Annotated in this window: 28 protein-coding genes; 13 read left to right on the top strand and 15 right to left on the bottom strand. The window is 73.5% G+C overall.

The genetic code is table 11. The annotated features are described in order from the left end of the window. Positions 1-4: 4 nt before the first annotated feature. Both HQQ78_RS12295 and HQQ78_RS12290 read right to left on the bottom strand, forming a co-directional pair. Positions 5-682: an SIMPL domain-containing protein gene (locus HQQ78_RS12295; protein WP_173153574.1), complete on the bottom strand. Its 678-nt coding sequence runs from the start codon at positions 680-682 to the stop codon at positions 5-7. Between the two features lie 51 nt (positions 683-733). Further along, entirely contained in the window at positions 734-1,447 is a 714-nt protein-coding gene (locus HQQ78_RS12290; protein ID WP_173153571.1) for an alpha/beta hydrolase, read from the bottom strand. A gap of 98 nt (positions 1,448-1,545) precedes the next feature. On the opposite strand from HQQ78_RS12290, the gene HQQ78_RS12285 reads away from it, so the two are divergent. Together HQQ78_RS12285 and HQQ78_RS12280 are read left to right on the top strand one after the other, a co-directional pair. Beyond that, the gene (locus HQQ78_RS12285; protein ID WP_056043756.1) at positions 1,546-2,094 is read left to right on the top strand and encodes an NUDIX hydrolase family protein; all 549 of its coding nucleotides are present in this window, start codon (positions 1,546-1,548) and stop codon (positions 2,092-2,094) included. Between the two features lie 141 nt (positions 2,095-2,235). Continuing rightward, positions 2,236-3,159: a hypothetical protein gene (locus HQQ78_RS12280; protein WP_173153568.1), complete on the top strand. Its 924-nt coding sequence runs from the start codon at positions 2,236-2,238 to the stop codon at positions 3,157-3,159. 90 nt (positions 3,160-3,249) lie between these two features. Here the strand turns inward: HQQ78_RS12280 and HQQ78_RS12275 are convergent, their stop codons facing one another. Further along, the gene (locus HQQ78_RS12275; RefSeq protein ID WP_216844333.1) at positions 3,250-5,127 is read right to left on the bottom strand and encodes a DEAD/DEAH box helicase; all 1,878 of its coding nucleotides are present in this window, start codon (positions 5,125-5,127) and stop codon (positions 3,250-3,252) included. Positions 5,128-5,571: 444 nt separating this feature from the next. After that, positions 5,572-5,955, bottom strand: coding sequence for a hypothetical protein (locus tag HQQ78_RS12270; RefSeq protein ID WP_159827916.1), 384 nt, complete (start codon positions 5,953-5,955; stop codon positions 5,572-5,574). Positions 5,956-6,100: 145 nt separating this feature from the next. On the opposite strand from HQQ78_RS12270, the gene HQQ78_RS12265 reads away from it, so the two are divergent. Then, a complete protein-coding gene (locus tag HQQ78_RS12265) occupies positions 6,101-6,433 on the top strand; it encodes a hypothetical protein (protein WP_159827914.1) in 333 nt (110 codons plus the stop codon). An 84-nt stretch (positions 6,434-6,517) separates the two neighbouring features. On the opposite strand, the gene HQQ78_RS12260 is transcribed toward HQQ78_RS12265, so the two are convergent. After that, positions 6,518-7,117, bottom strand: a complete 600-nt coding sequence (locus HQQ78_RS12260) for a DUF1684 domain-containing protein (protein ID WP_371740496.1) — start codon at positions 7,115-7,117, stop codon at positions 6,518-6,520. A gap of 251 nt (positions 7,118-7,368) precedes the next feature. Between HQQ78_RS12260 and HQQ78_RS12255 the strand changes: the two genes are divergently transcribed. Continuing rightward, positions 7,369-7,872, top strand: coding sequence for a nucleoside deaminase (locus tag HQQ78_RS12255; RefSeq protein ID WP_159827910.1), 504 nt, complete (start codon positions 7,369-7,371; stop codon positions 7,870-7,872). 109 nt (positions 7,873-7,981) lie between these two features. On the opposite strand, the gene HQQ78_RS12250 is transcribed toward HQQ78_RS12255, so the two are convergent. Then, positions 7,982-8,470: a hypothetical protein gene (locus tag HQQ78_RS12250; RefSeq protein WP_173153562.1), complete on the bottom strand. Its 489-nt coding sequence runs from the start codon at positions 8,468-8,470 to the stop codon at positions 7,982-7,984. Positions 8,471-8,557: 87 nt separating this feature from the next. Here HQQ78_RS12250 and HQQ78_RS12245 point away from each other — a divergent pair, with 87 nt between their 5' ends. Further along, positions 8,558-9,154 carry a hypothetical protein gene (locus HQQ78_RS12245; RefSeq protein WP_173153560.1) on the top strand — a complete coding sequence of 199 codons (597 nt, stop codon included), beginning with the start codon at positions 8,558-8,560 and terminating at the stop codon, positions 9,152-9,154. 48 nt (positions 9,155-9,202) lie between these two features. Next, the gene (locus HQQ78_RS12240) at positions 9,203-9,508 is read left to right on the top strand and encodes a DUF427 domain-containing protein (RefSeq protein WP_123571331.1); all 306 of its coding nucleotides are present in this window, start codon (positions 9,203-9,205) and stop codon (positions 9,506-9,508) included. Between the two features lie 228 nt (positions 9,509-9,736). Here the strand turns inward: HQQ78_RS12240 and HQQ78_RS12235 are convergent, their stop codons facing one another. The 8 genes from HQQ78_RS12235 to HQQ78_RS12200 form a co-directional block, all read right to left on the bottom strand. Continuing rightward, entirely contained in the window at positions 9,737-10,381 is a 645-nt protein-coding gene (locus HQQ78_RS12235) for a CGNR zinc finger domain-containing protein (protein WP_123571330.1), read from the bottom strand. Between the two features lie 73 nt (positions 10,382-10,454). After that, complete coding sequence (locus HQQ78_RS12230) at positions 10,455-10,910, bottom strand: SprT-like domain-containing protein (RefSeq protein WP_056043729.1); 456 nt, start codon at positions 10,908-10,910, stop codon at positions 10,455-10,457. Between the two features lie 21 nt (positions 10,911-10,931). After that, positions 10,932-12,188 carry a hypothetical protein gene (locus HQQ78_RS12225; protein ID WP_173153558.1) on the bottom strand — a complete coding sequence of 419 codons (1,257 nt, stop codon included), beginning with the start codon at positions 12,186-12,188 and terminating at the stop codon, positions 10,932-10,934. A gap of 152 nt (positions 12,189-12,340) precedes the next feature. After that, positions 12,341-13,549: a sorbosone dehydrogenase family protein gene (locus HQQ78_RS12220; protein ID WP_173153556.1), complete on the bottom strand. Its 1,209-nt coding sequence runs from the start codon at positions 13,547-13,549 to the stop codon at positions 12,341-12,343. A 198-nt stretch (positions 13,550-13,747) separates the two neighbouring features. After that, a complete protein-coding gene (locus HQQ78_RS12215) occupies positions 13,748-14,152 on the bottom strand; it encodes a flagellar assembly protein FliW (RefSeq protein ID WP_123571326.1) in 405 nt (134 codons plus the stop codon). Then, a complete protein-coding gene (flgL, locus tag HQQ78_RS12210; RefSeq protein ID WP_173153554.1) occupies positions 14,149-15,033 on the bottom strand; it encodes a flagellar hook-associated protein FlgL in 885 nt (294 codons plus the stop codon). The genes HQQ78_RS12215 and flgL overlap by 4 nt, the downstream gene beginning before the upstream one ends. A gap of 3 nt (positions 15,034-15,036) precedes the next feature. Beyond that, entirely contained in the window at positions 15,037-16,461 is a 1,425-nt protein-coding gene (gene flgK, locus HQQ78_RS12205) for a flagellar hook-associated protein FlgK (protein ID WP_371740452.1), read from the bottom strand. A gap of 1 nt (position 16,462) precedes the next feature. Further along, positions 16,463-16,966, bottom strand: a complete 504-nt coding sequence (locus HQQ78_RS12200) for a flagellar protein FlgN (protein WP_056043714.1) — start codon at positions 16,964-16,966, stop codon at positions 16,463-16,465. Between the two features lie 468 nt (positions 16,967-17,434). Here HQQ78_RS12200 and HQQ78_RS12195 point away from each other — a divergent pair, with 468 nt between their 5' ends. The 5 genes from HQQ78_RS12195 (at position 17,435) to HQQ78_RS12175 (ending at position 21,577) form a co-directional block, all read left to right on the top strand. Then, entirely contained in the window at positions 17,435-18,256 is an 822-nt protein-coding gene (locus HQQ78_RS12195; RefSeq protein ID WP_056043710.1) for a sigma-70 family RNA polymerase sigma factor, read from the top strand. A 116-nt stretch (positions 18,257-18,372) separates the two neighbouring features. After that, positions 18,373-19,197 (top strand): flagellin, encoded by an 825-nt coding sequence (locus HQQ78_RS12190; protein ID WP_274598573.1) that lies wholly within the window; start codon positions 18,373-18,375, stop codon positions 19,195-19,197. A gap of 190 nt (positions 19,198-19,387) precedes the next feature. Then, positions 19,388-20,776, top strand: coding sequence for a flagellar filament capping protein FliD (gene fliD / locus HQQ78_RS12185; protein WP_173153550.1), 1,389 nt, complete (start codon positions 19,388-19,390; stop codon positions 20,774-20,776). Further along, positions 20,776-21,252, top strand: coding sequence for a flagellar export chaperone FliS (gene fliS, locus HQQ78_RS12180; RefSeq protein WP_173153547.1), 477 nt, complete (start codon positions 20,776-20,778; stop codon positions 21,250-21,252). The genes fliD and fliS overlap by 1 nt, the downstream gene beginning before the upstream one ends. Further along, a complete protein-coding gene (locus HQQ78_RS12175) occupies positions 21,242-21,577 on the top strand; it encodes a hypothetical protein (protein ID WP_173153544.1) in 336 nt (111 codons plus the stop codon). Before fliS ends, HQQ78_RS12175 begins: the two co-directional genes overlap by 11 nt. A gap of 29 nt (positions 21,578-21,606) precedes the next feature. Here HQQ78_RS12175 and HQQ78_RS12170 read toward each other — a convergent pair whose 3' ends face one another. Continuing rightward, positions 21,607-23,136, bottom strand: coding sequence for a CitMHS family transporter (locus tag HQQ78_RS12170; RefSeq protein ID WP_123571320.1), 1,530 nt, complete (start codon positions 23,134-23,136; stop codon positions 21,607-21,609). A gap of 290 nt (positions 23,137-23,426) precedes the next feature. Here HQQ78_RS12170 and HQQ78_RS12165 point away from each other — a divergent pair, with 290 nt between their 5' ends. Beyond that, positions 23,427-25,418, top strand: a complete 1,992-nt coding sequence (locus HQQ78_RS12165) for an ATP-binding protein (RefSeq protein ID WP_371740453.1) — start codon at positions 23,427-23,429, stop codon at positions 25,416-25,418. Next, entirely contained in the window at positions 25,415-26,146 is a 732-nt protein-coding gene (locus HQQ78_RS12160; protein WP_173153541.1) for a response regulator, read from the top strand. The genes HQQ78_RS12165 and HQQ78_RS12160 overlap by 4 nt, the downstream gene beginning before the upstream one ends.

Here is a 26,146-nt window from a genome sequence, read left to right as displayed (position 1 = left end):
CGGGTCAGGCGACGAAGTCGGCGCTGACCTCGGCGGTGACCTCGATGTCGTCCGGGTGCAGGTCGAACGTCACGGGGCCGCCCGACGAGAACGTCGCGACGGCACGGGCCAGGCCGAACGGGCTGCCCACACCGGGAGCGCCGGGCCGCAACCCCGGCTCGAAGACCGACTGCAGCGTCGGCCGACCGAGCCCGAGCGCCTCGGCGTAGTCGCCGGCCCGGGTGACCGCGTCGGCGATCGCGGCGACCCGCACGGCCTTCTCGACCTCGGGCCGACGGTCGTGGCTGAGCGACCACTCGATCCATTCGACGGTGACGCCCGGCTCGACGGCGACCTCGCCCACCCACGACGCCAACGCGTCGAAGTCGCTGAACCGCACGTCGACGGCGGCCCGGGTGCGGAACCGCACCACCGAGGAGGCGCGGGTCGCGTCGGCCCCGTCGCCCCGGTCGGCCGTCGCCTCGGTCTCGATCGCGACCGTGACGCTCTGTGCGCTCCACCAGGTGGCGGCCTCCTGGCGGCGCCAGGCCGTGGCCTGTTCGGTGAGGCGGGAGTGCACCGCCGCGGTGTCGCGGACGACCGCCTCGCGGTCGTCGCCGTCGAAGCCCACGGTGAGGTGGACGACGCCGCGCTCGGCACGGTGGCGGTGGGTGGCGGAACCGGACACCGAGAGCGTGGCCATCGCGCGCCTCCTTCGTTCGTCGGGTGGTGCGGGGCCGGGGGGGCCCGGTGGTCAGTCGGCGGAGGCGGCCTCGTCGGCCACCACGGAGGCACCGCCGTCGCCCACCGGCACGGCGGTGACGCGACCGATGAACGCGTTGAGGTCGTCGAGTTCTTCTTGCGAGATGCCGTGGGCCAGCCCGGGGTAGACGGTCTGCTCGGCGTCGGCGTGCGTCTCGAGCCAGGCGGACGTGCGCTCGACGGCGTCGGCGGGGATGACCTGGTCGACGTCACCGCGACCGTAGAAGACGGCGGGGCGGGCGGCCGTGACGGCGTCGTCGCGTGCGGCCGCGCGCTCGAGCGTGGCGTCGTCGCCCGCGGCGGGGACCACGAACCCGGCGAGCACGGCCGCGAACGCGAACCGCTCGGGCGCGTGACGGAGCAGCTGCAGCGAGAGCGACCCGCCCTGCGAGAACCCGAGCAGGCTGACGAACGGATGGTGCGCCCCGAGCGAGTCGAGCCAGGCGAGCACGGCCTCGGCCGCGTCGTCGACGGCGCCCGGATCGGGTGCGCCGGGAGTCGACAGCGGGTACCACGAGAACCCGTCGCCGTGGGGCAGCGGTGCCCGCAGCGACGCGACCACGAACTGCTGCGGCAGGTAGGGGGCGAGCGCGATCAGGTCGCCCTCGTGCGAGCCCACGCCGTGCAGCAACACGAGCAGGGGACGCCCGTCACGCTCGGCCTCGACGGCGGACCACTGGACGAGGGACGGGTCGATCTGCACCATGGGCCGAGCCTAGCGACGGGTGCCGACATCGGGGCCGGTGCTGTTCGCCCGTAGCGTCACGTCACGCGATCGGGCCCCCGAGCCGGTAAGAATGGCCCATGAGCTCCGTGCGGACACCCGACCCCGACCCCAATCCCGGCTGGCTCTCGGAGGACGAGCTCTTCCAGGCGCGGCAGCACCTGCCGATCCTCTACGTCGAGGCCGTGCCCGTGCGGACCGACGGCCTGGGGGTCGTGACCGAGGTCGGGGTGCTGCTCCGCGCCTCCGACGAGGGGTCGATCTCGCGCATGCTCGTGTCGGGCCGGGTGATGTACGGCGAGAGCCTGCGCACCGCTCTGTTCCGCCACCTCGAGAAAGACCTCGGGCCGATGGCCTTCCCCCAGCTGCCGCCGTCTCCGGTGCCGTTCCAGGTCGCCGAGTACTTCCCGCTGCCCGGTTCGTCGGTCTACACCGACCCGCGTCAGCACGCGGTGTCGCTCGCGTACGTGGTGCCCGTCACGGGCACGTGCGACCCGCGGCAGGACGCCCTCGAGCTCACCTGGCTGACGCCGCACCAGGCCGCCTCCGACGAGGTCGCCGCCGAGATGGAGGGCGGGCGCGGCACCCTGCTGCGCAGCGCCCTCGCCTCCGTCGGCGCCCTGCACTAGCGGCGCTCGCAACACCCCCGACGCGGCGTGACACCCTCGGATCGCGGGGTGTCTCGCCGGTTCGGGGGTGTCGCTCAGCGCCTCTCCACAGGCGAGGAGGTGCGGGCCGCGTCCCTGACGGCGCTCGGCCAGGCTGGACCGATGCGCGACACGTCAGGCCTGCTCATCCGTCGGTCCCGGCTCGTCGACGACGGCCTGGATGCCTCGTCCATCGAGCGGGACGCGCGACGTGGCCTCGCGGTGAGGCTCGCCGCCGGCGTGTACGTCCGGACGGACGACTGGCGGTCGCTCGGCCCGGCGTCGCAGCACACCGCCCGCGTGCACGCGGTGCTGCCCCGGCTCGGACCGGACGCCGTCGTCTCCCACGAGTCCGCCCTCGCCGTCCGGGGGTTTCCGCTGCTGGGCGAGTGGCCTCGGAGGGTGCACGTCGTGGCACGTCAGCGCGCTCGCGACAAGGTGACCGGGTCCGTCCACCAGCACGCGGCGCCCCTCGGCGACGGCGAGATCGACACGGTCGACGGGCTGCCCGTGGTGGGTGCCGCCCGCGCGGCCGTCGACAGCGTGCGCCGGCGCGACCTGCGCGGGGCGACCGTCGTGCTCGACCACGGGCTGCACGCGGGTGCGTACGACCGGTCCGCACTCGAGGCCGCCCTGGCCGCACGGCCCGGGGTGCCCGGGCGTCGTCGGGCAGCGGTCGCCGTCGCCTTCGCCGATGAGCGGTCCGAGTCGCCGGGTGAGTCGCTGAGTCGGGCGGGCATGAGGGCCGCCGGGCTCACGGGGCCCGAGTTGCAGGCCCGGTTCCCGGTGACGGGCCCCCTCATCGGCTTCGTGGACTTCTGGTGGCCGCAGTTCGGCATCATCGGTGAGTTCGACGGCGAGGTGAAGTACCGCGACGAACGGATGCGGGCCGGGCGCAGCCCCGAGCAGGTCGTGATCGACGAGAAGCGGCGCGAGGACGATCTGCGAGCGCTGCCCGGCGTGCGCACGGTCGTCCGATGGACCTGGGGCGACGCCCTGCGCACCGAGCCCATGGTGCGGGCCCTCGCGCGCGCCGGGGTGCGCTGAGGGGGCTGGCAGCGCAACACCGCCGAACCGGCGTGACACCCTCGGATCAGAGGGTGTCACGCCGGTTCGGGGGTGTGGCAGCGGGTCGGGTCAGCGACCGCCGCGCTGGCCGCCGCCGGTGCGGGCCTTGCCGCCGACGAGGCCGCCGACCTTGAGCGAGCCGGGACGGCCGCCCTCGGACGAGGCGCGGCGTCCGCCGCTGCGCTGGCCGTCACGCTGGCCGCCCTCGCGCGAGCCGCCGAGCGACGCGGCGAACTCGGCCTGGTCGTTGCGGACGGCGTTGGTGCGGCTCTGGCCGCCGTCGCTCTGGGTGCCGCTGCTCTGGACGCGGCGACCGGTCTGACGGGTACCACGGGTCTCGTCGCGAGCACCGTCGCGCGTCCCACGGGCGTCGTCGCGGACGGGCGTGGACGAACCGCGGCCCGACTCGGTCGAGTAGAAGGTCGAGGCGCCACCGCGGGGAGCGGCGTCGCGGCGGGCGCCGTCGCGGCCACCCTGGCGGCCGCCGTCACGCGAGCCACCCGAACGACCGGCACCGGCACCGGCGCGACCGGCGTCGGAACCGCGACCCGCGCCTCCTTGGCTGGGGCGACCCGAACGGTCCTGGCGGGCGATGGGGTTGCCCTGCGAGTCCTGACGGGCGGCGCGCTTGCGCTGGGCGTTCACGCCCTGCGAGCGTCCGCCGCCACCCTGCTGCTGCTGGACGGCAGCCTTGGGCGAGGGCTTGACGTAGGCGGCGACCTGGCCGACGAGGGCGTCGACCTCGGCCGAGTTCGGCGTCACGGCGGTGATGGTCGGGCGGATGTCCGCCTTCTTCATCAGCTGGGCGACGTCGCGCTTCTGGCTGGGGATGACGAGGGTGACGACGTCGCCCTCGGCTCCGGCGCGGGCGGTGCGGCCCGAGCGGTGCAGGTACGCCTTGTGCTCGGTCGGCGGGTCGACGTGGATGACCAGCTCGATGTCGTCGACGTGCACGCCACGGGCGGCGACGTCGGTGGCGACGAGCACGCGGGCCGAACCGTCCTGGAAGGCGGCGAGGTTGCGGTCGCGCTGCGGCTGCGACAGGTTGCCGTGCAGGTCGACCGAGGGGATGCCCGACTCGGTGAGCTTCTTGGCGAGCTTCTTCGCGTGGTGCTTGGTGCGCATGAAGAGGATGCGACGGCCCTGGCCGCTCGCGAGCTTCTGGATGAGCGCGTTCTTGCTGTCGACGTCGGGCGTCTCGAAGACGTGGTGGGTCATCTTGGCGACGGGCGAGTTGGCCTCGTCGACCGAGTGCAGCACCTCGTTGTGGAGGAACTGCTTGACCAGCTTGTCCACGCCGTTGTCGAGGGTGGCGCTGAAGAGGAGGCGCTGGCCGTCGTTCGGGGTGGCCTTCAGGATGCGCGTGACGCCGGGCAGGAAGCCCAGGTCGGCCATGTGGTCGGCCTCGTCGAGCACGGTGATCTCGATGGCGTCGAGCTTGACGAAGCCCTGCTTCATGAGGTCTTCGAGGCGGCCGGGGCAGGCGATGATGATGTCGACGCCGGCCTTGAGGGCCTGCACCTGACGGTTCTGCGAGACGCCGCCGAAGATCGTGGTGGTGCGCATGCCGTAGGCCTCGGCGAGCGGGGCGAGGACGGCGTCGATCTGCGTGGCGAGCTCGCGGGTGGGGGCGAGGACGAGGCCGAGGGGGCGTCCGGCGCGGCGGTTGCCGCCGGCCAGCTTGCCGCCGAGGCGTGCGGCCATGGGGATGGAGAAGGCGAGGGTCTTGCCCGAGCCGGTCTTGCCGCGGCCGAGGACGTCGCGACCGCCGAGGGTGTCGGGCAGGGTGTCGACCTGGATCGGGAACGCGGTGGTCTTGCCTTCGGCGGCGAGGGACTTCACGATCGGGGCGGGCACGCCCAGCGAGCTGAAGGTGACGGCGTCGGCCGTCTCGTCGACGCTCGTGGCGCCGGTGGTGTTCTCGGTGTCGAGGGTGTTCGTTGACATGTGGTGCACCTTTCGGGGCATCGGTGTCGAGCCGGGCCGAGGCTGCCTGGCCGCCTGCTGGTGAGGGGGCACGTCGGGGACGTGCTCGCACGAGGGCGGGGCAGTGCCGGGAGGACGGCTGTCGTAGCCGGGCTCGAGGTGTGGCGACGGTGCAGGTGTGCACGATCGTTTCGCCGCAGAGTGAGCTTCGCGCGCCTGCTGGTCTGCCTGGGTGTGTGCCAGGACGGAGAGGCGGTGAGGGGCGTGCTACGACGCAGGGAGCCGATCGGGCCGGCTCGCAAGTGACCCCAGCCTAGCGGCTGGCGCCGGAAAACGCGACGGGTGTGGTGTGCACGGCCGTGCGGGGCGCCGCGTGGCGGTGCCGGGGACGAGCCGAGGAGGCGCGGGTCGGCCCCTCGGGACGCCTCGCCCCCACCGCGCCTCCTGACGTCCGACCTGCCTCCGCTACGAGAACAGGCGCCGGATGGCCTTGCCCAGCGCCGTGCGTCGGCGGTGCCAGCCGTGGGCTTCGAGGGTGCGCTTGACCGGGCCGACGACCTTCGCCGAGTTGAACGTGTACGAGCCGCTGACCGAGCCGCGCTGCCGCTCGACGCCGATCTCGGACCTCTTGTACTCGGAGGTCTCCGGGATGAGCGTGATGCGCAGCCGGTACGACTGCTCCCGGCTGCCGAACGGCCCGGACGCCTTGTCGTAGACCCAGGTGAAGACGATGCGTCCGCCCTCGATGCTCGTGGTGAAGGGATGCTCGGGTCGCGAGCCGAGGTCGAGCAGCGCCTGCGTCACGACCTGTGGGCTCGACGGGGTGGTGGGCGGCGTCGTCGGGGTCATGATCCGACGCTAGTCGACGTGTCCGCGAGGATCGACCTGTCGTTCTACCGGCCGGACGACGTGGTTGGCTACACGTCGGGGCGCGAGGGCCGCGGCTCCGGGGGCACGCACCGCGGTCCCCTCCTCGTCCGGAAGGTCTGCAGCCATGCGCACATCGACAGTCGTCTCGAGCGTGATCACCGCCTCCGTCCTGGCGACGGCCCTGGCCGGCTGCACCGCTTCGGCCTCGATCGACCGGACCGTGTCGTCCAGCGCCTTCGCCACCACGGTCGCCGACGCCCTCGAGAAGGAGGTCGGCACCCGCCCCGACGTCGACTGCGGCGACGACGCGGTCTCCGTCGTCGACCAGGCGGAGGTGCACTGCGACGTCAGGACCCCGGGCTCCGACGTCGTCTACGACTCGGTCTCGGTGATCAGCACGGACGGCGGTGACGACTACGGCGTCGCGGTGGAGGTCGACTCCGAGCCGAAGGGCTAGGCGCGCGTCCCCCTGCAGGGTTCGAGCGGTGCGCGCCTCCGCCGCGGGGTTCGAGCGGTGCGCGCGTCCGTCTGCGGGCCCCGATCAGTGCGCGCGCCCGTACCGTTCGCCGACGGGGATCTCGACGGCGACCGTGTTGCCGGGCTGGGCGAGCGGGCAGGCCCAGGCGGGGTCGTAGGCGCAGCTGGGGTTGTACGCGAAGTTGAAGTCGAGCACGATCGTGCCGGGTTCGCCGCCGGCGCCGAGGTCGGCGCCCTTGACCGAGTCGATCAGGTAGCGCCCTCCGCCGTAGGTGCCGCCGGGCTTGCCCGCCAGCGCGTCCTTGATGGGGATGAACAGGCCGCCGGCGTACTGCGCCAGCTTCCACACGTCGAGGCTGCCGACGCCGGGCACGTCGGCCACGCCGACGAGGTCGAAGAGCACGTCGCCGTCGGTGCCGGTCTCGACCACCATGCGTCGCGGTTCGGCCGGCTCGACCGACACCTCGAAACGCCAGGCCGGGTCGTACGGCTTCGTCGGCAGGCCGGTGAAGTCGGGACGGTCCTCGGGCAGCAGCGGGGTCGAGGGGTGCGTCGAGAACAGCTCGTCGCGGGTGCGTCGCCACAGGTCGTGCGCCGCCGCCAGGTCGTTCGCCTCGCGCACGTCGCGGTAGAGCCCGTGGATCGTCCGCCGCCACGAGGCGATGTCGAGCGCTCCCTGGGCGGGCGTCGGGGAGGTGCTGTCGGCGGCGTCGGCGGTGGCCTCGGCAGAGGCGTCGACGCCGGTGTCGGCGGTGGTCTCACCGGTGGACGAGGAGGCGCGGGTCGGGTCGGTCACCTCTGCCACCGTACGCAGGCGGTGGCCCCGCCGCCCGTGGCTCCCTCACAGGCAGGTCGGCCGTCCACAGCTCGCCGTCCCGGCCGCGGCGGACGGCGCTCCCTGGCTACGCTCGCCCCATGACGACCGACACCACGACTCCCGACCCCACCGTCACCCCGGCCGACCTGGCGCGGTTGCACCGCGCCATCGAGGTCGCGCAGCAGGCTCGCGACCACGGCAACCATCCCTTCGGTTCCCTCGTCCTCACGGCCGACGGAGACGTGGTCGAGGCCGAGAACACGGTCGTCACCGAGGGCGACCCGACGGGCCACGCCGAGACGAACCTCGTCCGGCTCGTCGCGCAGCGCTTCGACAAGCCGACGCTCAAGGCCGCGACCCTCTACACGAGCACCGAACCGTGCGCGATGTGTGCCGGAGCGATCCACTGGGCCGGCATCGGCCGGGTCGTCTACGCGCTCGCCGAGCAACAGTTGCTCGGCATGGTCACCGAGCAGGAGGGCGAGTCGACGCTCGACCTGCCCTGCCGCGAGGTCTTCGCTCGTGGGGGAGGCGCGGTGTCGGTGTCGGGGCCGGCCCTCCTCGACGAGGCCTCGGCCGTGCACGCCGGCTTCTGGGGCTGACGCGGAACGGTCGACCTGCCACGGCCGACCCGCGACGGCCAGCCCGGCACGGTCGACCTGCGAAGGCCGACCCGCGACGGCCAAGAGCCGCTGCGGACGGCGGCGCGGGTCAGACGTGCTTCGGGTGTGTCGACGCCCCGCGCCAGGTCGGGGCGAGGGCCTTCATCCGCAGGGCGCGCCACTGCCAGGTCGCCCAGAGCCCGGGCCAGAGCACGAGGCCCAACGGCCCGGCGTGGAACTCGAGCCGGTCGCGCAGCAGCGTGTGGCCCGGACCGTCCGGCACGACGGCCATCCGGTGGTTGATGCGCATCCGGGCGAACTGGCCGCTCGTGCCCCGTCCGGTGTCGCGCTGGATCCACGCACCGTCGCGCTCGTGCCAATCGAGGTCGACGTGCGTGCTGCCGAGCGGCAGGACGCCGAGGATGCTCGCCGACACCGGGTGCGCCTCCTCGGTCCAGCGGTCGGGGAAGCCCGACGGCGACTCGGACCGGTAGACCACCAGCGGCTTCGTCACGGCGACCATGACCCGAGGGTCGCGCAGGGCGTCGGTCGCGACATCGACGGGGCAGGCGAGGCGGAGCTTGAGCTGCACGTGCATGCTCCGATCCAACTCCCGCCGCCTGATCGCACGTCACGTCGCGTCACGCACGGGCGACGTCCGAGCGCGGCTGCCTACGCTGGTCGGATGAGTCCGCACGGCCAGCAGAAGTACCAGGTGAGGTTCGACCACGGCGTGGCCGGAGCCGCCCGCATCGCCCCGGGCGCGCACGTCGTCGTCGTGGTCGACGTGCTCGACGGGCACGGCACGCTGACGCGGGACGAGACCGTGCGCGTCGTCGCCGGTCTGCCCGAGGTCGCGAGCGGGGCCGACGTCCTGGTCGTCACCGGCGCCGGGGCGGCACCCGAGGTGGCCCGGCACGTGGTCGAGCGTCAGGCCCGACGGGGCGACCGTGCCCTCGTGGCGATCGTCGCCGCGGGGGCGGTCGAGGCGGACGGGTTCCGGCCCGCCGTCGAGGACCAGCTCGCCGCCGGAGCGGTGGTCGACGCGCTCGCCGCGGTCGGCATCGACTTCTCGTCACCCGAGGCCGCCGTCGCCTGCGCCGCCTCCGGGGCGCTCGCCCGGGCCTCGTCGCACCTGCTGACGGCCTCGGCCTCGGCGGCCGAGCTGGTCGCCACCGACCGGGGCGACGTGGTCGACGCGGCCCGCGCCTCCTCGTCCTCCGTTGCCCTCGCCGTCGTGGCCCCGTCGGGCTCCCGAGGGGAATTCACCCCCTCGGCGTAGCGTTGCGGCCAGAGCGACCCGAACGTCGCCCCGACCGCAGGAGGAACCATGAAGGCAGTGCTCACCGACGGAACCGTCGTCGCCGAGGCCCCGAGGGACGAGCTGATCTCGATCGAGGGCAACTGGTACTTCCCGCCCTCGAGCGTGAACTCCGACCTGCTGACCGAGAGCCCCACCCAGTACCACTGCCCGTGGAAGGGCGACACGCAGTACTTCAGCGTCACGTCGGGCGACGACCTGCTGCAGGACCGTGCCTGGAGCTACCCGACCCCGATCCCGACCTCGTTCGACCGCGTCGGCAAGGACTACTCGGGCTACGTCGCCTTCTGGAAGGACGTCTCGGTCGTCGACTGACCGACCGTCGCCTCCGTGTTCGGTGCGGCCCCAAGGCGGGGCCGCATCGCTCACGCCGCCACGTACTCGACAACCCGCCACCGAATCGCGTGGCGGGTTGTTCCGTTCGTGGCGGGGCGAGGGGCAGGGAGCGATCGTGGGCGGCAGGTCGGGGCGGCAAGCCGAAGCGGTGGCCGAGCGGGGCGGCCCGGCGACCGGAGCGCACGAAAGGCCTGCGCGGCTCCCTGCTCAGGCGCGGGCGGCGCGGGCCCGGTGCGCCCGGACCTTGGCCCGGTTGCCGCACCGCTGCATCGAGCACCAGCGGCGGCTGCCCGCGCGCGACTCGTCGAAGAAGACGAGCCCGCACGCTTCGTTCGTGCAGCGACGGAGGCGCGAGTCCGGTCCGCCGACGAAGCCGACGGCCGTGAAGAGGGTCACCGCGTCGCGCGCGACCGATGCCATCGCCTGCCCGAGCCGCAGGCGCCCGGCCCCGGCCTGGCGTCGGCCGCCCTCGAGCGACGGCGGGACGTCGGGCAGGGCCGCGAACAGGTTGAGGGTGTCGACGTCGTCGGGGTCGGTCGAGGTGCCGTCGGCCGCGGCGACCGCGAGCCGGGCGACCGCGTCGCGCAGGCCCCGGGCGTCGGCGAGCTCGCGGTCGCCGGCCGAGCCCGCGATGCCGTCGAAGCGCTCGCCGATCCAGTCGTCGAGGTCGGCGGGCAGCAGGAGGCCGTCCCAGGGGGTCGACCCGTCGGCGGGCAGGTCGAGGCCCGACTCCGGGCCGAACCGCGACCCGGCACGGAACCCGCCGAGGTACGCGAAGTCGAGGCTGAGCGCGCCCGAGTCGAAGAACCACCGGGTGTCGGTGTCTGATCTGAGCCACTGTCCGGTCTGCACCTGACCACCCTAACCGGTTACGCGCCTCCTGACGGCCCTCGTCCCGCCCGGACCGGGCCCGGGAGGCGCGGTGTCAGACCGCGCGCTTCGTCCAGGTGATGAGGTGGGCCGGGTCGTACCGCCGCGAGCACTTCCCGCAGGCGAGTGGTCGCGCCGGTTGACGGTAGCGGTAGTGCTCGTGCCCCGCCGGACAGACCCCAACCCACGGGGCGAGCTCGCTGGCGATGGCTCCGTCGTGCAGGCGCGAGCCGACGTAGCCCAGGTCGGTGGCGACGGCCTTCCACCGGGGACCGTGACCGGCGCGGGAGCCGGCGAGGGCGTGGGCGACCTCGTGGAGCAGCACCTGGTGGATCTCGTCGTCGTCGTAGCGGCCGGCGAGGTGCCGCGAGACCGTGATGCGCTTGGTCGTGTAGTTGCACAGGCCCGCGCGCGTCTTGGCGTTGTCGAAGCCGAAGGTCCACACGGCGGGGTCGAGGTGCAGGTCGATGAGCGCGGCGGCCCAGCGCCGCACCCGGTCGAGGTCGGCCACGTCGAGGTCAGGAGGTGCGGGTCAGCGCCGCGGGAACGGCCAGGTGGTGGGCTCGTCGTCGCGCGGGAGGCCGTCGACCACGCCGGTCACGCCGGTGCCGCCCGTGCGGGGCCGGTCCCCGGTGCGGCCCTCGTCGGCGCCGCGCCGCTCGGCGTCGCCCCGCCGCTCGGCGTCGAACTCGTCGGAGTCGCGGTCGCGGTGACCTGCGGCACGCTCGGCGAGGTGGCTGATCTTGCCCCAGAGCCCACCGTCGCGTGGTGCGGCCGGAGCCGTCGCGGCGACCTTCTCGGCGCGGGCGGCGGCGGCCTCGGCCACCGGCGACGCGGCGGCCTCGTCGGGCATGGACTCGGGGTCGAAGCTGATCGCGGCGGTGCGCGCCGCGTCCATGGGCTGGCGGGCGGGGACGGCCTCGACCCCTGCGTCCTCGCCGGAGGCCGCGGACGCGGTGCCCGCGGGCACCTCCGGAGCAGAAGCCGGGGCGGGAGCGGACGCCGGCGCGGACGCGGGCGCACCACCGTAGAGCGCGGCGATGCCGTCGAAGCGGGGCACCTGGGTCCGGCCCTGGGGTCGGGCCGGGGCCGGGGCCGACGTCGGCGACGCGGTCAGGGGCTGGAGCGGCACCGGGTTCGTGTCACCCACGGCCGGGGCCTCGAGTCGTGGCTGCGGGCCGGTGTCGCTGAGGTAGGCGCGCATGACGCCCTCGATCGCGACACGGAGGCCGTTCGTCCGGTCGCGCGGGGCACCGGACGCCTCGTACGCCTCGAGCGCCTTGGCCAGGGTCTCGCGCGCTTCTTCGTTGCGGCCCAGGTCGTAGAGCGTGTAGCCCTCCAGCTCGGCGGCGGCGGCCTCGAGCTCGCGCCATTCTTCGGTGGCGGCCGTGATGCGGCTGGTGTGCAGGTCGTTCAGCGCACGGTCGAGCTTGCCCTGCTCGCGGAAGATGTGGGCCCGTCGGATGCGGGCCGCCGTCGAGTCGGCCCGGTCGCCGGTGAAGTGCGCCAGACGGAACGCCTCTTCGGCGATGGCCAGGGCTTCGTCGAGGCGGCCGAGCAGGCGCAGCAGGTCGGCGCGCTCGCCGAGGGCGGCGGTGCTGCGGCTCTGGCCCAGGGCGGCGAGGCGGGCCTCGGCGACGGGCACGTCGACGGCCGTGCGCAGGCTGACGGGGTCGAAGCCGCCGGCACCACCGGTCCCGCGCACGACGGGCGCGGCGAACCCCGGCGGCACGGTCTGGGGGCGGGCGCTGCCGGGTGCTGTCGTGTCGGGTCGGTCGTGCTGGCTCATCGAGTACGAGGGTAACCGCCCGGCCCCCGAACAGGCCGCGCGGCGCGCAGCGTGTGAGCGAGTGTCGGGGCCGGTGTGCGGAACCCGACCCGCGCCTCCTGGGGCCGGTGTGCGGAACCCGACCCGCGCCTCCTCCGGTGGCGCCCGCCGGGTCAGGGGGCCGGGGTGAGGGGGACGCTGACGATGCGGTCGTCGCCGGCGCTCGGCGTGCCACGCCCGTCGGTGTTGTTCGTCACGAGCCAGAGGGTGCCGTCGGGACCGGGCAGGACGTCGCGGATGCGGCCGAGCGACCGGTCGCCGGCGAAGAGTTCGGTCGGCACGGCCTCGGAGCCGGGAGCCACCTGGATCTCGAACAGCTTCTCGCCGCCGAGCCCGGCCAGGTAGAGCGTCGTGCCGACCGCCGTGAGGCCGCTCGGGCTGGCGTCGTCGGTCGACCACTGCAGCACCGGGTCCGTGAAGCCCGCGACGTCGCCGCGCCCCTCGACGTCCGGCCAGCCGTAGTTCGCCCCGGGCTCGAGGGCGTTGAGCTCGTCGTAGGTGTTCTGCCCGAACTCGGCCGCCCAGGCGGCGCCGGTGGCGTCCCAGGCGATGCCCTGCGGGTTGCGGTGGCCGAGAGAGTAGACGAGCGACCCGGGTTCGGGGTTGTCGTCGGGCACGCCGCCGATCGCGGTCGCGCGCAGCACCTTTCCGCCGAGCGAGCCGGGGTCCTGGGCGTTCGGCCGCTGGTTCGCGTCGCCCGTCGTCACGTACAGGGCCCCGTCCGGGCCGAACGCGATGCGGCCGCCGTCGTGGTTGCTCGCCCTGGGGATGCCCGTGATCACCGTCTCCTGCTCGCCCAGGCCGTACGAGCCGACCTCGCCCGTGATCGGCGCGCGCACCACGCGGTTGTCGTCGGCGGTGGTGGCGTAGGCGTAGAGGTACGACGGCGATCCCGCGAGCACGGCCAGGCCGAGCAACCCGCCCTCGCCCTCGTGCACGACCCCGCCGATGGTGCCGGCCTCGCGCGTGCTGCCGTCGGCGAGCAGTTCGAGCACGGTGCCGGTGTCGCGCAGGCTGACGAACGACGACCCGGTGTCGAGTCGCACGACCGACCAGGGGGCGGCCAGGTCCGTGGCGACGTCGGTCGTCACGGCGTCGGCCGCGACGGTGACGGCGGTCGCGTCGGCGGTCGGCGCGACCGGACCGGGTCCGGCGGCGGCCGTCGGGTCGGTCGGGGTCTCGGACGCCGGACGCGTGGCGGCCGGACCGCCCGAACCCGGGGCGTCGTCCCCGGTGGTGCAACCGACGAGCAGGACGGCGGTGACCGCCGCCATCGTGCCGACGGCGAACCGGTGCCGTGTGGTGCGGGGTGTCGTGATCATGATCGCGCCTCCTGCGTCCCAGGCAAGCCGATGGGCGCGACGGCCGCATCGGTCGTCACCACACCGTGACCGCCTTCGCAGCCCGTGCCCAGCCGAGGGGCGACCCGGTGCCCGGCCGACGGGCGAGCCGGTGCCCAGCCGAGGGGCGAACCCGTACCCAGCCGACGGGCGACCCGGTGCCCTACCACCGGCAGGCGACTACGCGCGGGGGCTCAGCTCGGCGCGCAGCGGCCAGTCCTGGCCTTCGAGGATCAACTGGGCGCCCGCTCCGGTGCGCACGTTGACCACGATCGGCGCGAGCAGGTTGACCGTCATGCCGGTGGACGCGGGTGTCGCGACGACGAGCAGCAGGGCGTCGGCGGCGTCCTGCAGGTCGAGGGTGGCGGACTGGTCGTCCGACACGACGGGCGAGTAGTCGGGCAGGTGCACCGACGCGTCGAGCACGAACAGTCGCACCTCGGACCCGCTCGCCCGCAGGGCGAAGAGCCCGTGGGCGCCGTCGATGCGCTCGAGCGAGAAGTCGGTGAGCGGCTCGAGACCGAACGGAGGCGCGACGAACGTGACGACGGAGCCCGCGACCTCGCGGGCGGCGTTCGCGCTCATCGGAGGAAGTCCATCAGCGTGGGCTGCAGCACCTTGGCGGTGACCGCGAGGGCCGCCTGGTACGAGGTGTTCTGCATCTGCAGGTCGAGCACGGCCTCGCCGAGATCGAGGTCCATGATGCCGGCGCGCTGCGCCTCCAGCGTGGTCTTGGTGTCCAAGAGGGTGTCCTCGGCTCTCAGGATCTGGGACTGTCGTGCCCCGATGTCGGACTGTACGCCGCGCACGGCCGTCAACCGGGCGTCGACCTCGGTGAGCCGCGTGCCGACGTTGACGCCGGCCCGCAGGTCGGTGGCGATGCGGTCGAGCATGCTGAAGACCGAGTCGGCGCCGGTGCCGAAGGCGGCGGCTCCGTCGGCGTCGACGCGCACGTCGGTCTCGACGCCGATCTGGCGGGTGACCGACGAGCCCGGGGTGCCGGTGTAGCTGAAGTCGGGGCGGAAGGCGACGCCCGCGTCCGACGTGCCGGCGAAGACGCTGCGGCCGTTGTACGAGGTGTTCGCCACGGCGAGCAGGTCGGCCTTGAGACCGTCGATCTCGGTCGCGATGGCGTCGAGGGCGGGTTGCGACAGCGCGCCGGTGTTGGCGCCCTGCACCGTGAGGTCGCGCACCTTCTTGAGCACGTCGTCGGTGGACGACAGCGCCGAGTCGGCCAGCGAGAGCCACCCGTTGCCGTCGCCGACGTTGCGGGAGAACTGCACGTTGGCCGCCTGCTCGGCCTTGACCCGCAGGGCGTCCGCCGTGCCGGCCGGATCGTCCGACGGCTTCGAGATGCGGTCGAGGCTCGCGGCCCGCTGCTGGGCCTGGTCGACCCGGTACGAGCTGGTCTGCAGGTCGCGCTGCGCGGTGAGCATCGCCATCTGGTTCGTGGTGCGGGTGATCATCGGTTACCTCCCGACCCGTCCCATGCCGTTGATCAACGTGTCGAGCATCTCGTCGATCGCGGTCATGACGCGGGCCGCGCCCTGGTAGGCGTGCTGATAGGTGAGCAGGTTGACGTTCTCCTCGTCGAGGCTGACCCCGGCGGTCGAGAGCTGGCGCCCCTTGGCGGACGTCGCCGCGAGGTCGGTGAGGGTCGAGCGGTCGGCCTCGGTGCGGGCCGTGGCCCCGATCGTGCTGACGATCGAGCCCCAGGCGCGGTCGGGCGATCCGGTCGAGAGTCCGATCCGGCCGACGGCGCGGGCGATCGACCCGTCGAGGGCGCCTCCCGTGCCGTTGCCCGACGCGATGGTCGAGGCGCCGGTCGGCAGCACGGTGAGGCCGCGCGCGGCGGGGACCCCGGCGGTGAGGGCGAAGAAGTCGTGGCCCGTGGTGCCGTCGGCGGTCGTGCCGGTCGCGTGCACGGCGTTCACCTGGGTGGCGAGCTGGGTCGCGAGGGCGTCGTAGCTCGCGGCGGCCTCGGCCAGCACCCCGCCGGTGCCGCCGGGCGCGGCCGGGGCGAGCACCGACAGCGAACCGGCGATGCTGCCGCCGTCGAGCGAGATCGGGTCGCCGGCGCGGTGGGTCCACTCGAGCGAGACCCCCGAGGAGGCGGTGGCCAGCGTGTAGTCGCCGGTCACCTTCACCTGGCGGGCCGAGTCGCCCGACACCAGGGCGTTGCCGCCGACCAGGACGTCGACCGTGCCGTCCGCGTTGTCGCGCACCGTACCTCCGGCGAGCGTCGCGATCTTCTCGGTCAATGCCGAACGGGCGTCCACCAGTTCGTTGGTGCTGACGCCCTGCTGGGTCGCGGTGCGGATGCGCACGTTGAGGTCGGCCACCTGGGTCGCGGCCGAGTTGAGCTGCGAGGCGAGGCCGTCGAGCTGCTGACGCTGCGAGGTCCACTGGTCGTCGACGGCCTTGTAGCCGGTCGAGAGGGTCTGGGCGATCGTGTTCGCCTGGCCGAGCAGGACGGCCGCGGGGGCCGCCGCCGAGGGGTCGTTCGACACGTCCTGCCAGGCGGACCAGAACTTCGTCAGCTGCGAGGCGATGCCGGTCGTGCTGGGCTCGTTCAGGGACGACTCCAGGGCGGCCGTGACCGACGCCCGCACGCCCTGGTAGCCGGCTGCCCCGGCGGCGCCGCGGACCTGGGCGTCGGCGAACCGGTCGCCGATGCGGGCGATGCCGTCGACCGACACGCCCTGTCCGGGCTGGACGCCGTTCGAGAACACGCCCACGCGGGCGGCCGCCTCGATCGAGGACTGCGTGACCCGTTGCCGCGTGTAGCCCTCGGTGTTGACGTTGGCGATGTTCTGGCCGACCACGTCGAGCCCGGCACGGGCCGCGGTCAGCCCGCGGTAGGCGGTGGCCAGGCTGCCGAAGGTGCTCACCACGTCAGAGCCGCCCGTCGAAGAGGTGACCGCCGGAGGCGCTGGCCGAGCTCGCGTGACCGGTCTGGCCCGTCGCGTCGTACGTCGCGGTCGCGGGGCCCGTGGACGCGGTGGCCAGGGTCTCCTGCGTGGCGCGGGCGGCGGCCCGCAGGAAGCGTTCGTTCTCGTCGCGCAGCTGGGCGATGCGCCCGGTCAGCTCGGTCATGGCGCGGAGGTGGGCGGTGAAGATCTCGCCCCACGGGCCCGACGGTGCCGCGGAGATGATCTCGCGCAGGGGGGCCTCCTCGTCGGTGCCCCACTCGCGGGCGACGGCCGACACCTCGACGCTCCGCTCGAGCCCCGCGGAACGGAGGCGACCGAGCACCTGCTCGACCTCGCGCGTGGCGTGGTCGACCCAGCGGCTGCGGCCCGCGGTGAGCAGCAGTTGCTCCTCCTCGAGCTTGAAGGTCAGCAGCTCGAGCAGCTCGCGCTCTCGCCAGAGCAGCGCGGAGAGTTCGTTCGCGCCCATGGGGGCCTCCTCGGTCGGTCGCATCGGGGTGTCGGGTTCGTCGTCCGTCGGCGAGGAGTGCCCGGCGTCCTCTGCACCGGTGACTATCGGCGGAGGCGCGGGGCCCGTTAGTCATCGGCCCGAACCCTGCACCTAGCCTTAAAGCACCGCTCGGAGGAAGGGGCGTTCCGACCCAGTACGGGGGTGAGGGCACGAGGTGTGTCCCCCGAAGAGATGACGGTCGTTCCCCCGCACTGGGGGCAGTCCCGGCCTGCCGCCGCCCCCCTCCGGCTCGGTAGCGTTGCAGAGCAGCGACGGGCCCCCGACGGGTCGGTCGCCACGCATCATCTGCGGTCCGGACGACGTCTCGTCCGGTGCACCGCGCCTCCTCGGCGAACCCTGTCGACGTGCCCTGATCAGAGGGCCGTTCGTCGCGCCCGGAGTCACGATCACCGGACCACGAGGTCCCCTATCGCACTGGGAGTCGCGATGAACCGCACCGAACGGAACGCCATGGTGGTGGAGAACCTGCCACTGGTCGGCTACCTCGTCTCGGAGGTCTGCGCCCGCGCCACCCACCTGTCGCGTGACGACCTCGCCTCGGTCGGGGCCGTCGCCCTCGTCCAGGCCGCCGACGCCTTCGACCCCACGCTCGGCATCCCGTTCGGCGCCTACGCCCGCACCCGCATCGTCGGCGCGTTCGCCGACGACATGCGCTCGGGGGACTGGGCCAGCCGCGGCACCCGCAAGCGCATCAAGGAGACGCTGGCCGTTCAGGAGGCGCTCACCGCGACCCTGGGACGCGCCCCGAGCGTCGACGAGATCGCCGGAGCCCTCGGCGTCGACCGCCAGACGGCGGCCGGTGCCCTGACCGACGCGGCCCGCACGGTCTCGGCCCTCGACGACACCGTCGCGGACCACCTCGCGGCCGACCTGCCGCTGCCCGAGGAGAACCTGCTCGTCTCGGAGCGCAGCCGCTACGTCGCCGCCGCGGTCGAGGCCCTGCCCGAGCGCATGCGCCTGATCGTCGAGGGCGTCTACTTCGGCGACCGCACGGTCACCGAGATCGCCGACGAGCTCGGCATCACCCACAGCGCCGTCTCGCAGCAGCGCACCGAGGCGGTCCGCCTGCTGCGCGACGCCCTCGAGTCGCACTACGCCGACGACCCCGACGCCGAGTTCACGCCGGTCTCGAAGACCGCGCCGGCCCGCCGCAGCGCCTACCTGTCGCGCGTCGCGACGAACGCCGCCGTCGGCATCGCCCGCGCCATGCGCGAGCCCGACGCCGCCGGCATCAGCACGGCGGTCTGAGATCGCCCGAAAAAACTTCTGCGGCTGACTTACAGCCGCGGTCGACCGGCCGACAGTAGCCGGTGTCAGCCCACGGATGGGCCGACGAACACCACCCAGTCACGGAGGAGAACACCATGGGTATGCAGATCAACACCAACCTCGCGGCCAACAACACCTACCGCAACCTCAACAGCACGCAGAACGACCTGTCGAAGAGCCTCGAGAAGCTCTCCAGCGGTCTTCGCATCAACCGTGCCGCTGACGACGCGGCGGGTCTCGCGATCTCCGAGGGCCTGCGCTCGCAGGTCGGCGGACTCACGGTGGCCGCACGTAACGCCCAGGACGGCATCTCGGTCGTCCAGACCGCGGAAGGCGGCCTGACGGAGGTCCACTCGATCCTCCAGCGTGTCCGCGACCTCGCTGTCCAGTCGGGCAACGACTCGAACAACGCCGACGCTCGTACGGCGATCCAGACCGAGGTCACGGCCCTCGGCGACGAACTGACCCGCATCGGCAACTCGACCAACTTCAACGGAATCGACCTGCTCAACAGTGCCGGCTCGCTGACGTTCCAGGTCGGAGCCGGCTCGACGGCTGCGAACGACCAGATCTCGGTGAACCTCACCGACATCACGGCCGTCGCGACCGCCGTCAAGGCGCTCACGTTCGACTCGTCGGCCAACGCCCTCACCTCGATCGCCGCCATCGACACGCAGATCAAGGACGTGTCGTCGGCCCGTTCCGAGCTCGGTGCCGTGCAGAACCGCTTCGAGCACTCCATCGCGTCGACCAACGTCGCGAAGGAGAACCTCACGGCGGCTCAGTCGCGCATCCGCGACGTGGACATGGCCGAGGAAATGGTCAAGTACACCCGCTCGAACGTGCTCAGCCAGGCCGGCACCGCGATGCTGGCCCAGGCGAACCAGAGCAGCCAGGGCGTGCTGTCGCTCCTCCGCTAGTCGTAGCCGAGGAGGGTCCCGAGCTCCCAGCCCGGGCCTGACCCACCACCTCACCGCGGTTCGAGACCGGGTGGCGTCGACGGTGCAGCTGATCCTGCGCCGTCGGGCCACCCGGTCTCAGCGCTCCCCCCCCCCACTTCGATCTGCCCCACGGTCCGACCCGGACACCCCACCTCGACAGGAGCACCTGATGGCCTCGCTCGGCATCGACGGCCTCGTCAGCGGGCTCGACACGACCACGCTCATCAACACGTTGATGCAGTCCGAGGCCGTGCCCCAGACGATCCTGAAGAACAAGGCCACCGTCGGCCAGACGCTCGTCACGGCCCTGCAGGGGCTCAACACGAAGATCGCCGACCTGGCGACCCTCGCGACCTCGACCGCCAAGGCGGGCTCGCTCTCCCTCTTCACCCCGACCAGCAGTTCGACGGCGGTGACGGCCACCACCGCTCCCGGTGCCGTCTCCGGCTCGGTCGACCTCGTGGTCGGGGCCACCGCGTCGTCCAAGACCGCGGTGACCGCGGCGATGACGGCGTGGCCCGACTCGCCCGCGACGCTCACCTTCGTCTCGGCCGCGGGAACGACGACCGAGGTGACCGCCGCCTCCTCGTCGCTCGACGACGTCGTGACGGCGATCAACGCCTCCGCCGCCGGCGTCTCGGCCGTCAAGGTCGCCTCGGGCAAGGACGCCTCGGGTGCCGTCCAGTACCGTCTCCAGCTGTCGAGCCAGAAGAGCGGAGCCGAGGGTGGCTTCGACGTCTTCCGCGGCACCACCGCCGACGTGGCCGCCGGCACCGCCCCCGACCTCATCGCCCAGCCCGGCGCCGCCGTGATCTCGCAGGCGCGCGACGCCTCGATCACCCTCTGGGCGGGCACGGCGGCCGAACAGGTCGTCACGAGCAGCAGCAGCACCTTCACCGACGTCCTGCCCGGCGTCTCGGTCACGGTCTCGGCCACGACGACCGAGCCGGTGCACCTCGCGATCGCCCGGGACGCGACCGCCGCCACCAAGGTCGCCACCGACCTGGTCGCCGGCGTCAATGCCGCGTTGAGCCTGATCAGCACCAGGAGCGCGGCCACCACCACGACCAACGCGTCCGGCGTGACCACGGTCACCGCGGGCGTCTTCGGTGGCAACTCCACCACCCGTGGCATCACACAACGCTTGACCGACTCCGTGCTCAGCCCCGTCGACGGGCAGTCGCCGAGCGTCATCGGCATCTCGATCGACGCCAAGACCGGCCAGTTCGCCGTCGACGCCACGAAGTTCGCCGCCGCCCTCGCCGCCGACCCGGCCAAGGTGCAGGCGACGATGAGCGCCATCGCGGCCCGGGTCGCCTCGACGGCCAAGGCCGTCTCGGACAAGTTCGACGGTTCGCTGACGAAGACCATCACGGGGCAGCAGTCGGTCGTGAAGGACCTCAACAACCGCGTCAGCGACTGGGACGACCGTCTCTCCGCTCGCCGCGCGAGCCTCCAGAAGACCTACTCGGCCCTCGAGACCTCGCTCAGCGCCCTAACCGCGCAGCAGAAGTACATCTCGAGCCAGCTCGCCAGCCTCTCGACGAGCAGCAGCTGATGGACGCCACCTCGTTCGCCGCCTTCGCCGCGGCCTCGGCCGGCCCCTCGGCCGTCGTGCAGAAGCAGCGCGCCCAGTACACGAGCGACGCCGTGCTGTCGGCGACGCCCGTCCAGCTCGTCACGATGCTCTACGACCGGCTCATGCTCGACCTGTCGCGTGCCGAGGCCGCGCAGGTCGCCGCGAACTGGGCCGCCGCCTCCGAGCAGTTGCTGCACGCCCAGGCGATCATCGCCGAGCTGTCGTCGTCGCTCAAGATCGACGTCTGGGACGGCGGCGAGGGCCTGCTCGCCTTGTACACCTACACGTCGACCGCCCTGGTCAACGCCAACGTGCACCGTGACGTCGCGCAGACCCGGGAGGTCGCCGGGCTGCTCGAGCCCCTGCGCCAGGCGTGGCACGAGGCCGCGGCCTCGCTGCAGGCCGGCGCCGCCTCGGCGGTCCCCGGCCTGGCCGGAGGCGTCGGTGTCGCCTAGGACCGAACGGACGCACGCCGCCTGGCGCGCGGCCCTCGACGAGCTGGAGGCGCTGGTCATCGAGGCGGACGCCTCCCTTCCCGCCGGTGACGGCGACCCCACCGCGCTGCCGACTCCGGCCCGTCGGTGGACGCCGCCCGTGGGATTGGGGCCGTTGCCGCAGGAGTTGGCGACCCGCGCCTCCTCGTTGGCCGAGCGCCAGCGCGACGTCCTCGGCCGCCTCGAGGCCGCCCGGGTCGCCGTGCTGCAGCACCTCGGAGCCGTCCGCACCGTCGAGGCGTCGCACGAGCCGTCGCGCCCGGTCTACCTCGACGCCACCGGCTGACCCCGCCCGGCTGACCCGCCCGGGTGGCCTCAGCCGAAGGGGATGACCCCGACGACGACGGCGACCACGAGCATGACGACCGAGACGACGGCCGCCCGCCAGAGCACCTTCTTGTGGTGGTCGCCGAGGTTGACGTTCGCCAGGCTGACCAGCAGCAGGATCGCCGGCACGAGCGGGCTCTGCAGGTGCACGGGCTGGCCGATCACCGAGGCGCGCGCCATCTCGACCGGTTCGATGCCGAACGCCGCGGCGCTCTGGGCGAGCACGGGCAGGATGCCGAAGTAGAAGGCGTCGTTGCTCATGAAGAAGGTGAGCGGCAGGCTGAGCAGTCCCGTGATGACGGCCAGGTACGGACCCAGTTCGTTCGGGATCACCTGCACGAGCCACTGCGCCATCGCGTCGACCATGCCCGTGCCGTTGAGCACGCCGATCAGCACGCCGGCGGCGAAGACCATCGAGACGACGCCGACGATGCTCGGCGCGTGGGCGACGATCTCGGCCGACTGCTGCTTGACCTTCGGGAAGTTGATCAGCAGCGCGACCGCGACGCCCACCATGAACACGTAGGCCAGGGGGAAGAGGTCGAGCACGAGCAGCACCATCACCACGACGGTCAGCGCGAAGTTGAACCAGATCAGCCCGGGGCGCAGGGTCTCGCGGGTGGGGTCGAGCATCGTGTCGGCCATCGTGCCGGTCAGGGGCGTGCCGTTCTCGCTGGCGCCGCTGCCGCCGGGGTTGTCGACCGCGCGCTCGCCGGGGGCGTCCGCGCGGCTGCCGTCGGCGCGACCGCCGCGCAGGCCCAGGGCGACCGTGGGGCTGGTGAACATCGAGACGCCGACGCCCGCCTTGCCCGGTCCGCCCCCGCGGGCGGCCGTGGCCAGCTCGCGCGACAGGGGGGACATCTTCTCGGCCGCGGCGGCGAGCACCGAGCCGCCGAGCTCGACGGTGCCGAGGCGGCGGCGCTCGCGCAGGCCCATCAGCCAGGCGAAGGCGAACACGATGACCAGGCCGACGATGAGCGACGGCACGAGGGGCACGAAGATGTCGGACGGTGCGACGTTGAGCGCCGCGGCGGCCCGTACCGTCGGCCCGCCCCACGGGACGATGTTGAGCGTGCCGTTGGCGAGGCCGGCCACGCAGGTCAGCACGACCGGGCTCATGCCGAGCTTCAGGTAGATCGGCAGCATGGCGGCGGTCGTCACGATGAAGGTGGTCGACCCGTCGCCGTCGAGCGAGACGGCCCCGGCCAGCAGGGCCGTGCCGAGCACGATCTTCGCGGGGTCGTTGCCGGTGACGCGGAGGATGAACCGCACGAGCGGGTCGAACAGCCCGACGTCGATCATGAGCCCGAAGTACATGATCGCGAACATCAGCAGCGCCGCGGTCGGGGCCAGGTCGCCGATCGCCTCGATCACCATGTCGCCGATGCCGAGGCCGGCCCCCGCGAACAGGCCGAAGATGGTCGGCACCATGATCAGGGCGAGCATCGGCGAGAGCCGCTTGGTCATGATCAGCACCATGAAGGTGGCGATCATCAGATAACCGAGGATGACGAGCATCTGGACTCCTTCGTCCGGTTCGTGTGTCCGGGCACGCTAGCCGCGCCTCCCGAGCCGCGTCGCGCTTGTGCGCATTGGCCGACTATCGCGCGTTGGCACCGTTCTGCGCGTTCTGCTCACGCCCGGCCTGCCCCCCCCGACCCCACCCCGGCTTGGCACCGCGTCTCGTGCACCGCACCGTGCCTAGACGAGGTGCGATGCACGGGACGCGGTGCGGCGCGTGCGCGAGGGCTGGGCGGGGCCGCGAGGAGGCGCGGGTCGCGTCGGCCGCGCCGGGTACCCTGGCGGGCGTGACCGACGACAGCTCACCACGGGGACGCCGCACGCCGGCGAGCCGTCGGGCGGGTGCGCGAGGCGGGTCGGGGCAGGGGGCGGCGCCGCGCCTCCGGAAGCGGCGTTTCGCCACCGAGGTGCTGTTGCTCCAGCTCGCCGTCGTCACCGCCATCGTGCTGCTGACCAGTGCCGTCTTCGCGACCATCGCCGTCCAGCGCCTGGCGCGCGAGGCCGAGTCGACCGCGCTCGCCGTGGCGCAGAGCGTCGCGAGCGACACCGACGTCCGGGAGCAGGTCGCCCTGCTGAGCGTCGACGGCACCGAGATCGACCAGGAGGCGCTGGCCCGGGGAGCCCTGCAGCGCACCGCGGTCGCGGCCCAGCAGCGCACCGGGGCGCTCTTCGTCGTCGTGACCGACGATCGCGGGGTGCGGCTGGCGCACCCGGACCCCTCCCGCATCGGCGAGCGCGTCAGCACCAGCCCCGACGCCGCCCTGCGAGGGGAGGAGGTCGTCGCCTGGGAGCGCGGCACGCTCGGCGACTCGGCCCGCGCGAAGGTGCCGATCTACGCTCCGGGCGTCTCGGTCGGCGCGGCGTCGGTGGCCTCCGGCTCGGCGGCGGACGTCGTCGGCGAGGTCAGCGTCGGGTACGCGCCGACCCGGGTCTACGACACCCTCGTGCAGGACGCCCTGCCCGTCGTCGGGGTGGCCGTGCTCGCCCTCGCGCTCGGCGTCGTCGCGTCGGTGCTGATCCGTCGGCGGCTCGACCGCGCCACCCTCGGGCTGCAGCCCGAGGAGCTGTCGAGCCTCGTCCAGAACCAGCAGGCCGTGCTCGGCGGGGTCGGCGAGGGGGTGCTCGCGGTGTCCGGCGACGGCGTCGTGACGGTGTGCAACGACCAGGCCGCGCGACTGCTGGGGGTCGACGCGGCGACCGCCGTGGGGAGGCCGCTCGCCGGGCTCGGCCTGCCCGACGGGCTCGTCGCGCTGCTCGGGCCGAGCGGGCCGCGCGGGCCGCGCGACACCGTCGACCAGGCGTCGGCCGGCACCTCGGCGGGCACCCCGGCCGACACCACGCTCGTGGTCGGCCACCACGTGCTGCTCGTCGACGTGCGTCCGGTGTCGCGCGACGGGGTCGACCTCGGCCGGGTCGCGGTGGTGCGCGACCGCACGGCCGTCGAGGCCCTGACCCGCCGGCTCGACGCCGTCGGCGCGATGACCACGGCCCTCCGCGCGCAGCGACACGAGTTCGCCAACCGGCTGCACGCCCTGTCGGGGATGCTCGAGCTCGGTCGTGCCGAGCAGGCCCGCGCCTACCTCGCCGACGTCCTCGACCACGGGCCGTTGCGCTACCCGGTGGCCCACGCCGACCGGTTGACCGAGCCGTACCTGCAGGCGTTCCTCGGGGCGAAGGGCGTCGAGGCGGCCGAGCGGGGCGTCCTGCTGAAGCTCGGGCCCGAGACGCTCGTGACGGGGTCGGTCGTCGAGCCCGGCGACGTGACGACCGTCCTCGGCAACCTGGTCGACAACGCGGTCCGGGCGGCCGTCGCCGGACGGGTCACGCCCGCCTGGATCGAGGTCGAGGTGCTCGACGACGACACCGACCTGCACCTGTCGGTGATGGACTCGGGCGACGGCGTCGCCGACGTGGACCAGCTGTTCGACCGTGGGCCGCACGGTGCCGACGACGAGCCCGACCCCGCACGCGTGCACGGCCTGGGGTTCGGGCTGCCGCTCTCCCGGGACATCGCCCGACGCCGCGGCGGCGACGTCTGGCTCGGCTCGCCGGGCGGTGACGGGCACGGCGCCGTGTTCTGCGCGAGGCTCGTGGGCGCGGTCTCGCGCGAGGCGGCGGCGACGAGCGAGGCGGTGGTGACGGGCGCGTCCGGGCCGGCCCGCGCCTCCTCGTCCCATGGCGGCGACGACCCGCGATCGCCCGGCGTCGGCACGTCCGCCGGCAGCACCCCCGCCCCCGGACCGCCCGCCCCCGACACCCCCGAGAGGACCACCCCGTGACGACCGAACTCACCGTGCTCGTGGTCGACGACGACTTCTACGTCGCCGACCTGCACCGCCGTCAGGTCGAGCAGCTGCCCGGCCTGCGGGCGCTGCCGGCCGTCGGCACGGTCGCCGAGGTGCGCCGCGTCCTCGCCGAACGGCACGTCGACCTGTTGCTGCTCGACGTCCACCTGCCCGACGGCAGCGGGCTCGACCTGCTGCGCGAGGTCGACGTCGACGCGTTCGTGCTCAGCGCCGCGTCGGACGCCACGACCGTGCGGCGTGCCCTGCGGCGCGGGGCGCTGGGCTACCTGATCAAACCGTTCGCGTCGGGCACGCTGGTCGACCGGCTGCGCGCCTACCAGCGGTACCGCAACGTGCTCGACGAGCGGACGGCCGTCGACCAGGAGGCGCTCGAACGGGCCCTGCGCATCCTCCATTCCGGCGACGCGGCGAAGGCGGCCTCGCCGTCGCGGTCGGCCACCGAGCAGGCGGTGCTCGAGCAGTTCGGCGCCGAGGCGGATGCGGCCGCCGCGGACGCGGACGCGGACGCGGACGCCGGAGCCGGGGCCGGGGCCGGGGTCGGACCGCTCGAACTGTCGGCGGCCGACGTCGCCGCCCGGGTCGGGGTCTCGCGGGCCACGGCGCAGCGGTACCTCGCGGCGCTCGCCGCCGACGGTCTCGTCACGATGAAGCTCAGCTACGGCACCACCGGCCGCCCCGAGCACCGCTACTCGCGCCCCTGA

Origin of the sequence: Frigoribacterium sp. VKM Ac-2859 (assembly GCF_013204925.1) — a bacterium.
Classification (GTDB): domain Bacteria; phylum Actinomycetota; class Actinomycetes; order Actinomycetales; family Microbacteriaceae; genus Frigoribacterium.
The sequence above is the reverse complement of the archived record's forward strand: the minus strand, read 5'-3'. Positions and strand labels throughout refer to the sequence as shown.

Coding starts and splice junctions, on each gene's coding strand:
- HQQ78_RS12285 (WP_056043756.1), top strand. CDS start 1,546: ATGAGCTCCGTGCGGACACCCGACCCCGACCCCAATCCCGGCTGGCTC.
- HQQ78_RS12250 (WP_173153562.1), bottom strand. CDS start 8,470: ATGCACGTGCAGCTCAAGCTCCGCCTCGCCTGCCCCGTCGATGTCGCG.
- HQQ78_RS12280 (WP_173153568.1), top strand. CDS start 2,236: ATGCGCGACACGTCAGGCCTGCTCATCCGTCGGTCCCGGCTCGTCGAC.
- HQQ78_RS12200 (WP_056043714.1), bottom strand. CDS start 16,966: ATGGGCGCGAACGAACTCTCCGCGCTGCTCTGGCGAGAGCGCGAGCTG.
- HQQ78_RS12245 (WP_173153560.1), top strand. CDS start 8,558: ATGAGTCCGCACGGCCAGCAGAAGTACCAGGTGAGGTTCGACCACGGC.
- HQQ78_RS12240 (WP_123571331.1), top strand. CDS start 9,203: ATGAAGGCAGTGCTCACCGACGGAACCGTCGTCGCCGAGGCCCCGAGG.
- HQQ78_RS12190 (WP_274598573.1), top strand. CDS start 18,373: ATGGGTATGCAGATCAACACCAACCTCGCGGCCAACAACACCTACCGC.
- fliS (WP_173153547.1), top strand. CDS start 20,776: ATGGACGCCACCTCGTTCGCCGCCTTCGCCGCGGCCTCGGCCGGCCCC.
- flgL (WP_173153554.1), bottom strand. CDS start 15,033: ATGATCACCCGCACCACGAACCAGATGGCGATGCTCACCGCGCAGCGC.
- HQQ78_RS12255 (WP_159827910.1), top strand. CDS start 7,369: ATGACGACCGACACCACGACTCCCGACCCCACCGTCACCCCGGCCGAC.
- HQQ78_RS12220 (WP_173153556.1), bottom strand. CDS start 13,549: ATGATCACGACACCCCGCACCACACGGCACCGGTTCGCCGTCGGCACG.
- HQQ78_RS12290 (WP_173153571.1), bottom strand. CDS start 1,447: ATGGTGCAGATCGACCCGTCCCTCGTCCAGTGGTCCGCCGTCGAGGCC.
- HQQ78_RS12215 (WP_123571326.1), bottom strand. CDS start 14,152: ATGAGCGCGAACGCCGCCCGCGAGGTCGCGGGCTCCGTCGTCACGTTC.
- HQQ78_RS12295 (WP_173153574.1), bottom strand. CDS start 682: ATGGCCACGCTCTCGGTGTCCGGTTCCGCCACCCACCGCCACCGTGCC.
- HQQ78_RS12275 (WP_216844333.1), bottom strand. CDS start 5,127: ATGTCAACGAACACCCTCGACACCGAGAACACCACCGGCGCCACGAGC.
- HQQ78_RS12170 (WP_123571320.1), bottom strand. CDS start 23,136: ATGCTCGTCATCCTCGGTTATCTGATGATCGCCACCTTCATGGTGCTG.
- fliD (WP_173153550.1), top strand. CDS start 19,388: ATGGCCTCGCTCGGCATCGACGGCCTCGTCAGCGGGCTCGACACGACC.
- HQQ78_RS12265 (WP_159827914.1), top strand. CDS start 6,101: ATGCGCACATCGACAGTCGTCTCGAGCGTGATCACCGCCTCCGTCCTG.
- HQQ78_RS12225 (WP_173153558.1), bottom strand. CDS start 12,188: ATGAGCCAGCACGACCGACCCGACACGACAGCACCCGGCAGCGCCCGC.
- HQQ78_RS12195 (WP_056043710.1), top strand. CDS start 17,435: ATGAACCGCACCGAACGGAACGCCATGGTGGTGGAGAACCTGCCACTG.
- HQQ78_RS12270 (WP_159827916.1), bottom strand. CDS start 5,955: ATGACCCCGACGACGCCGCCCACCACCCCGTCGAGCCCACAGGTCGTG.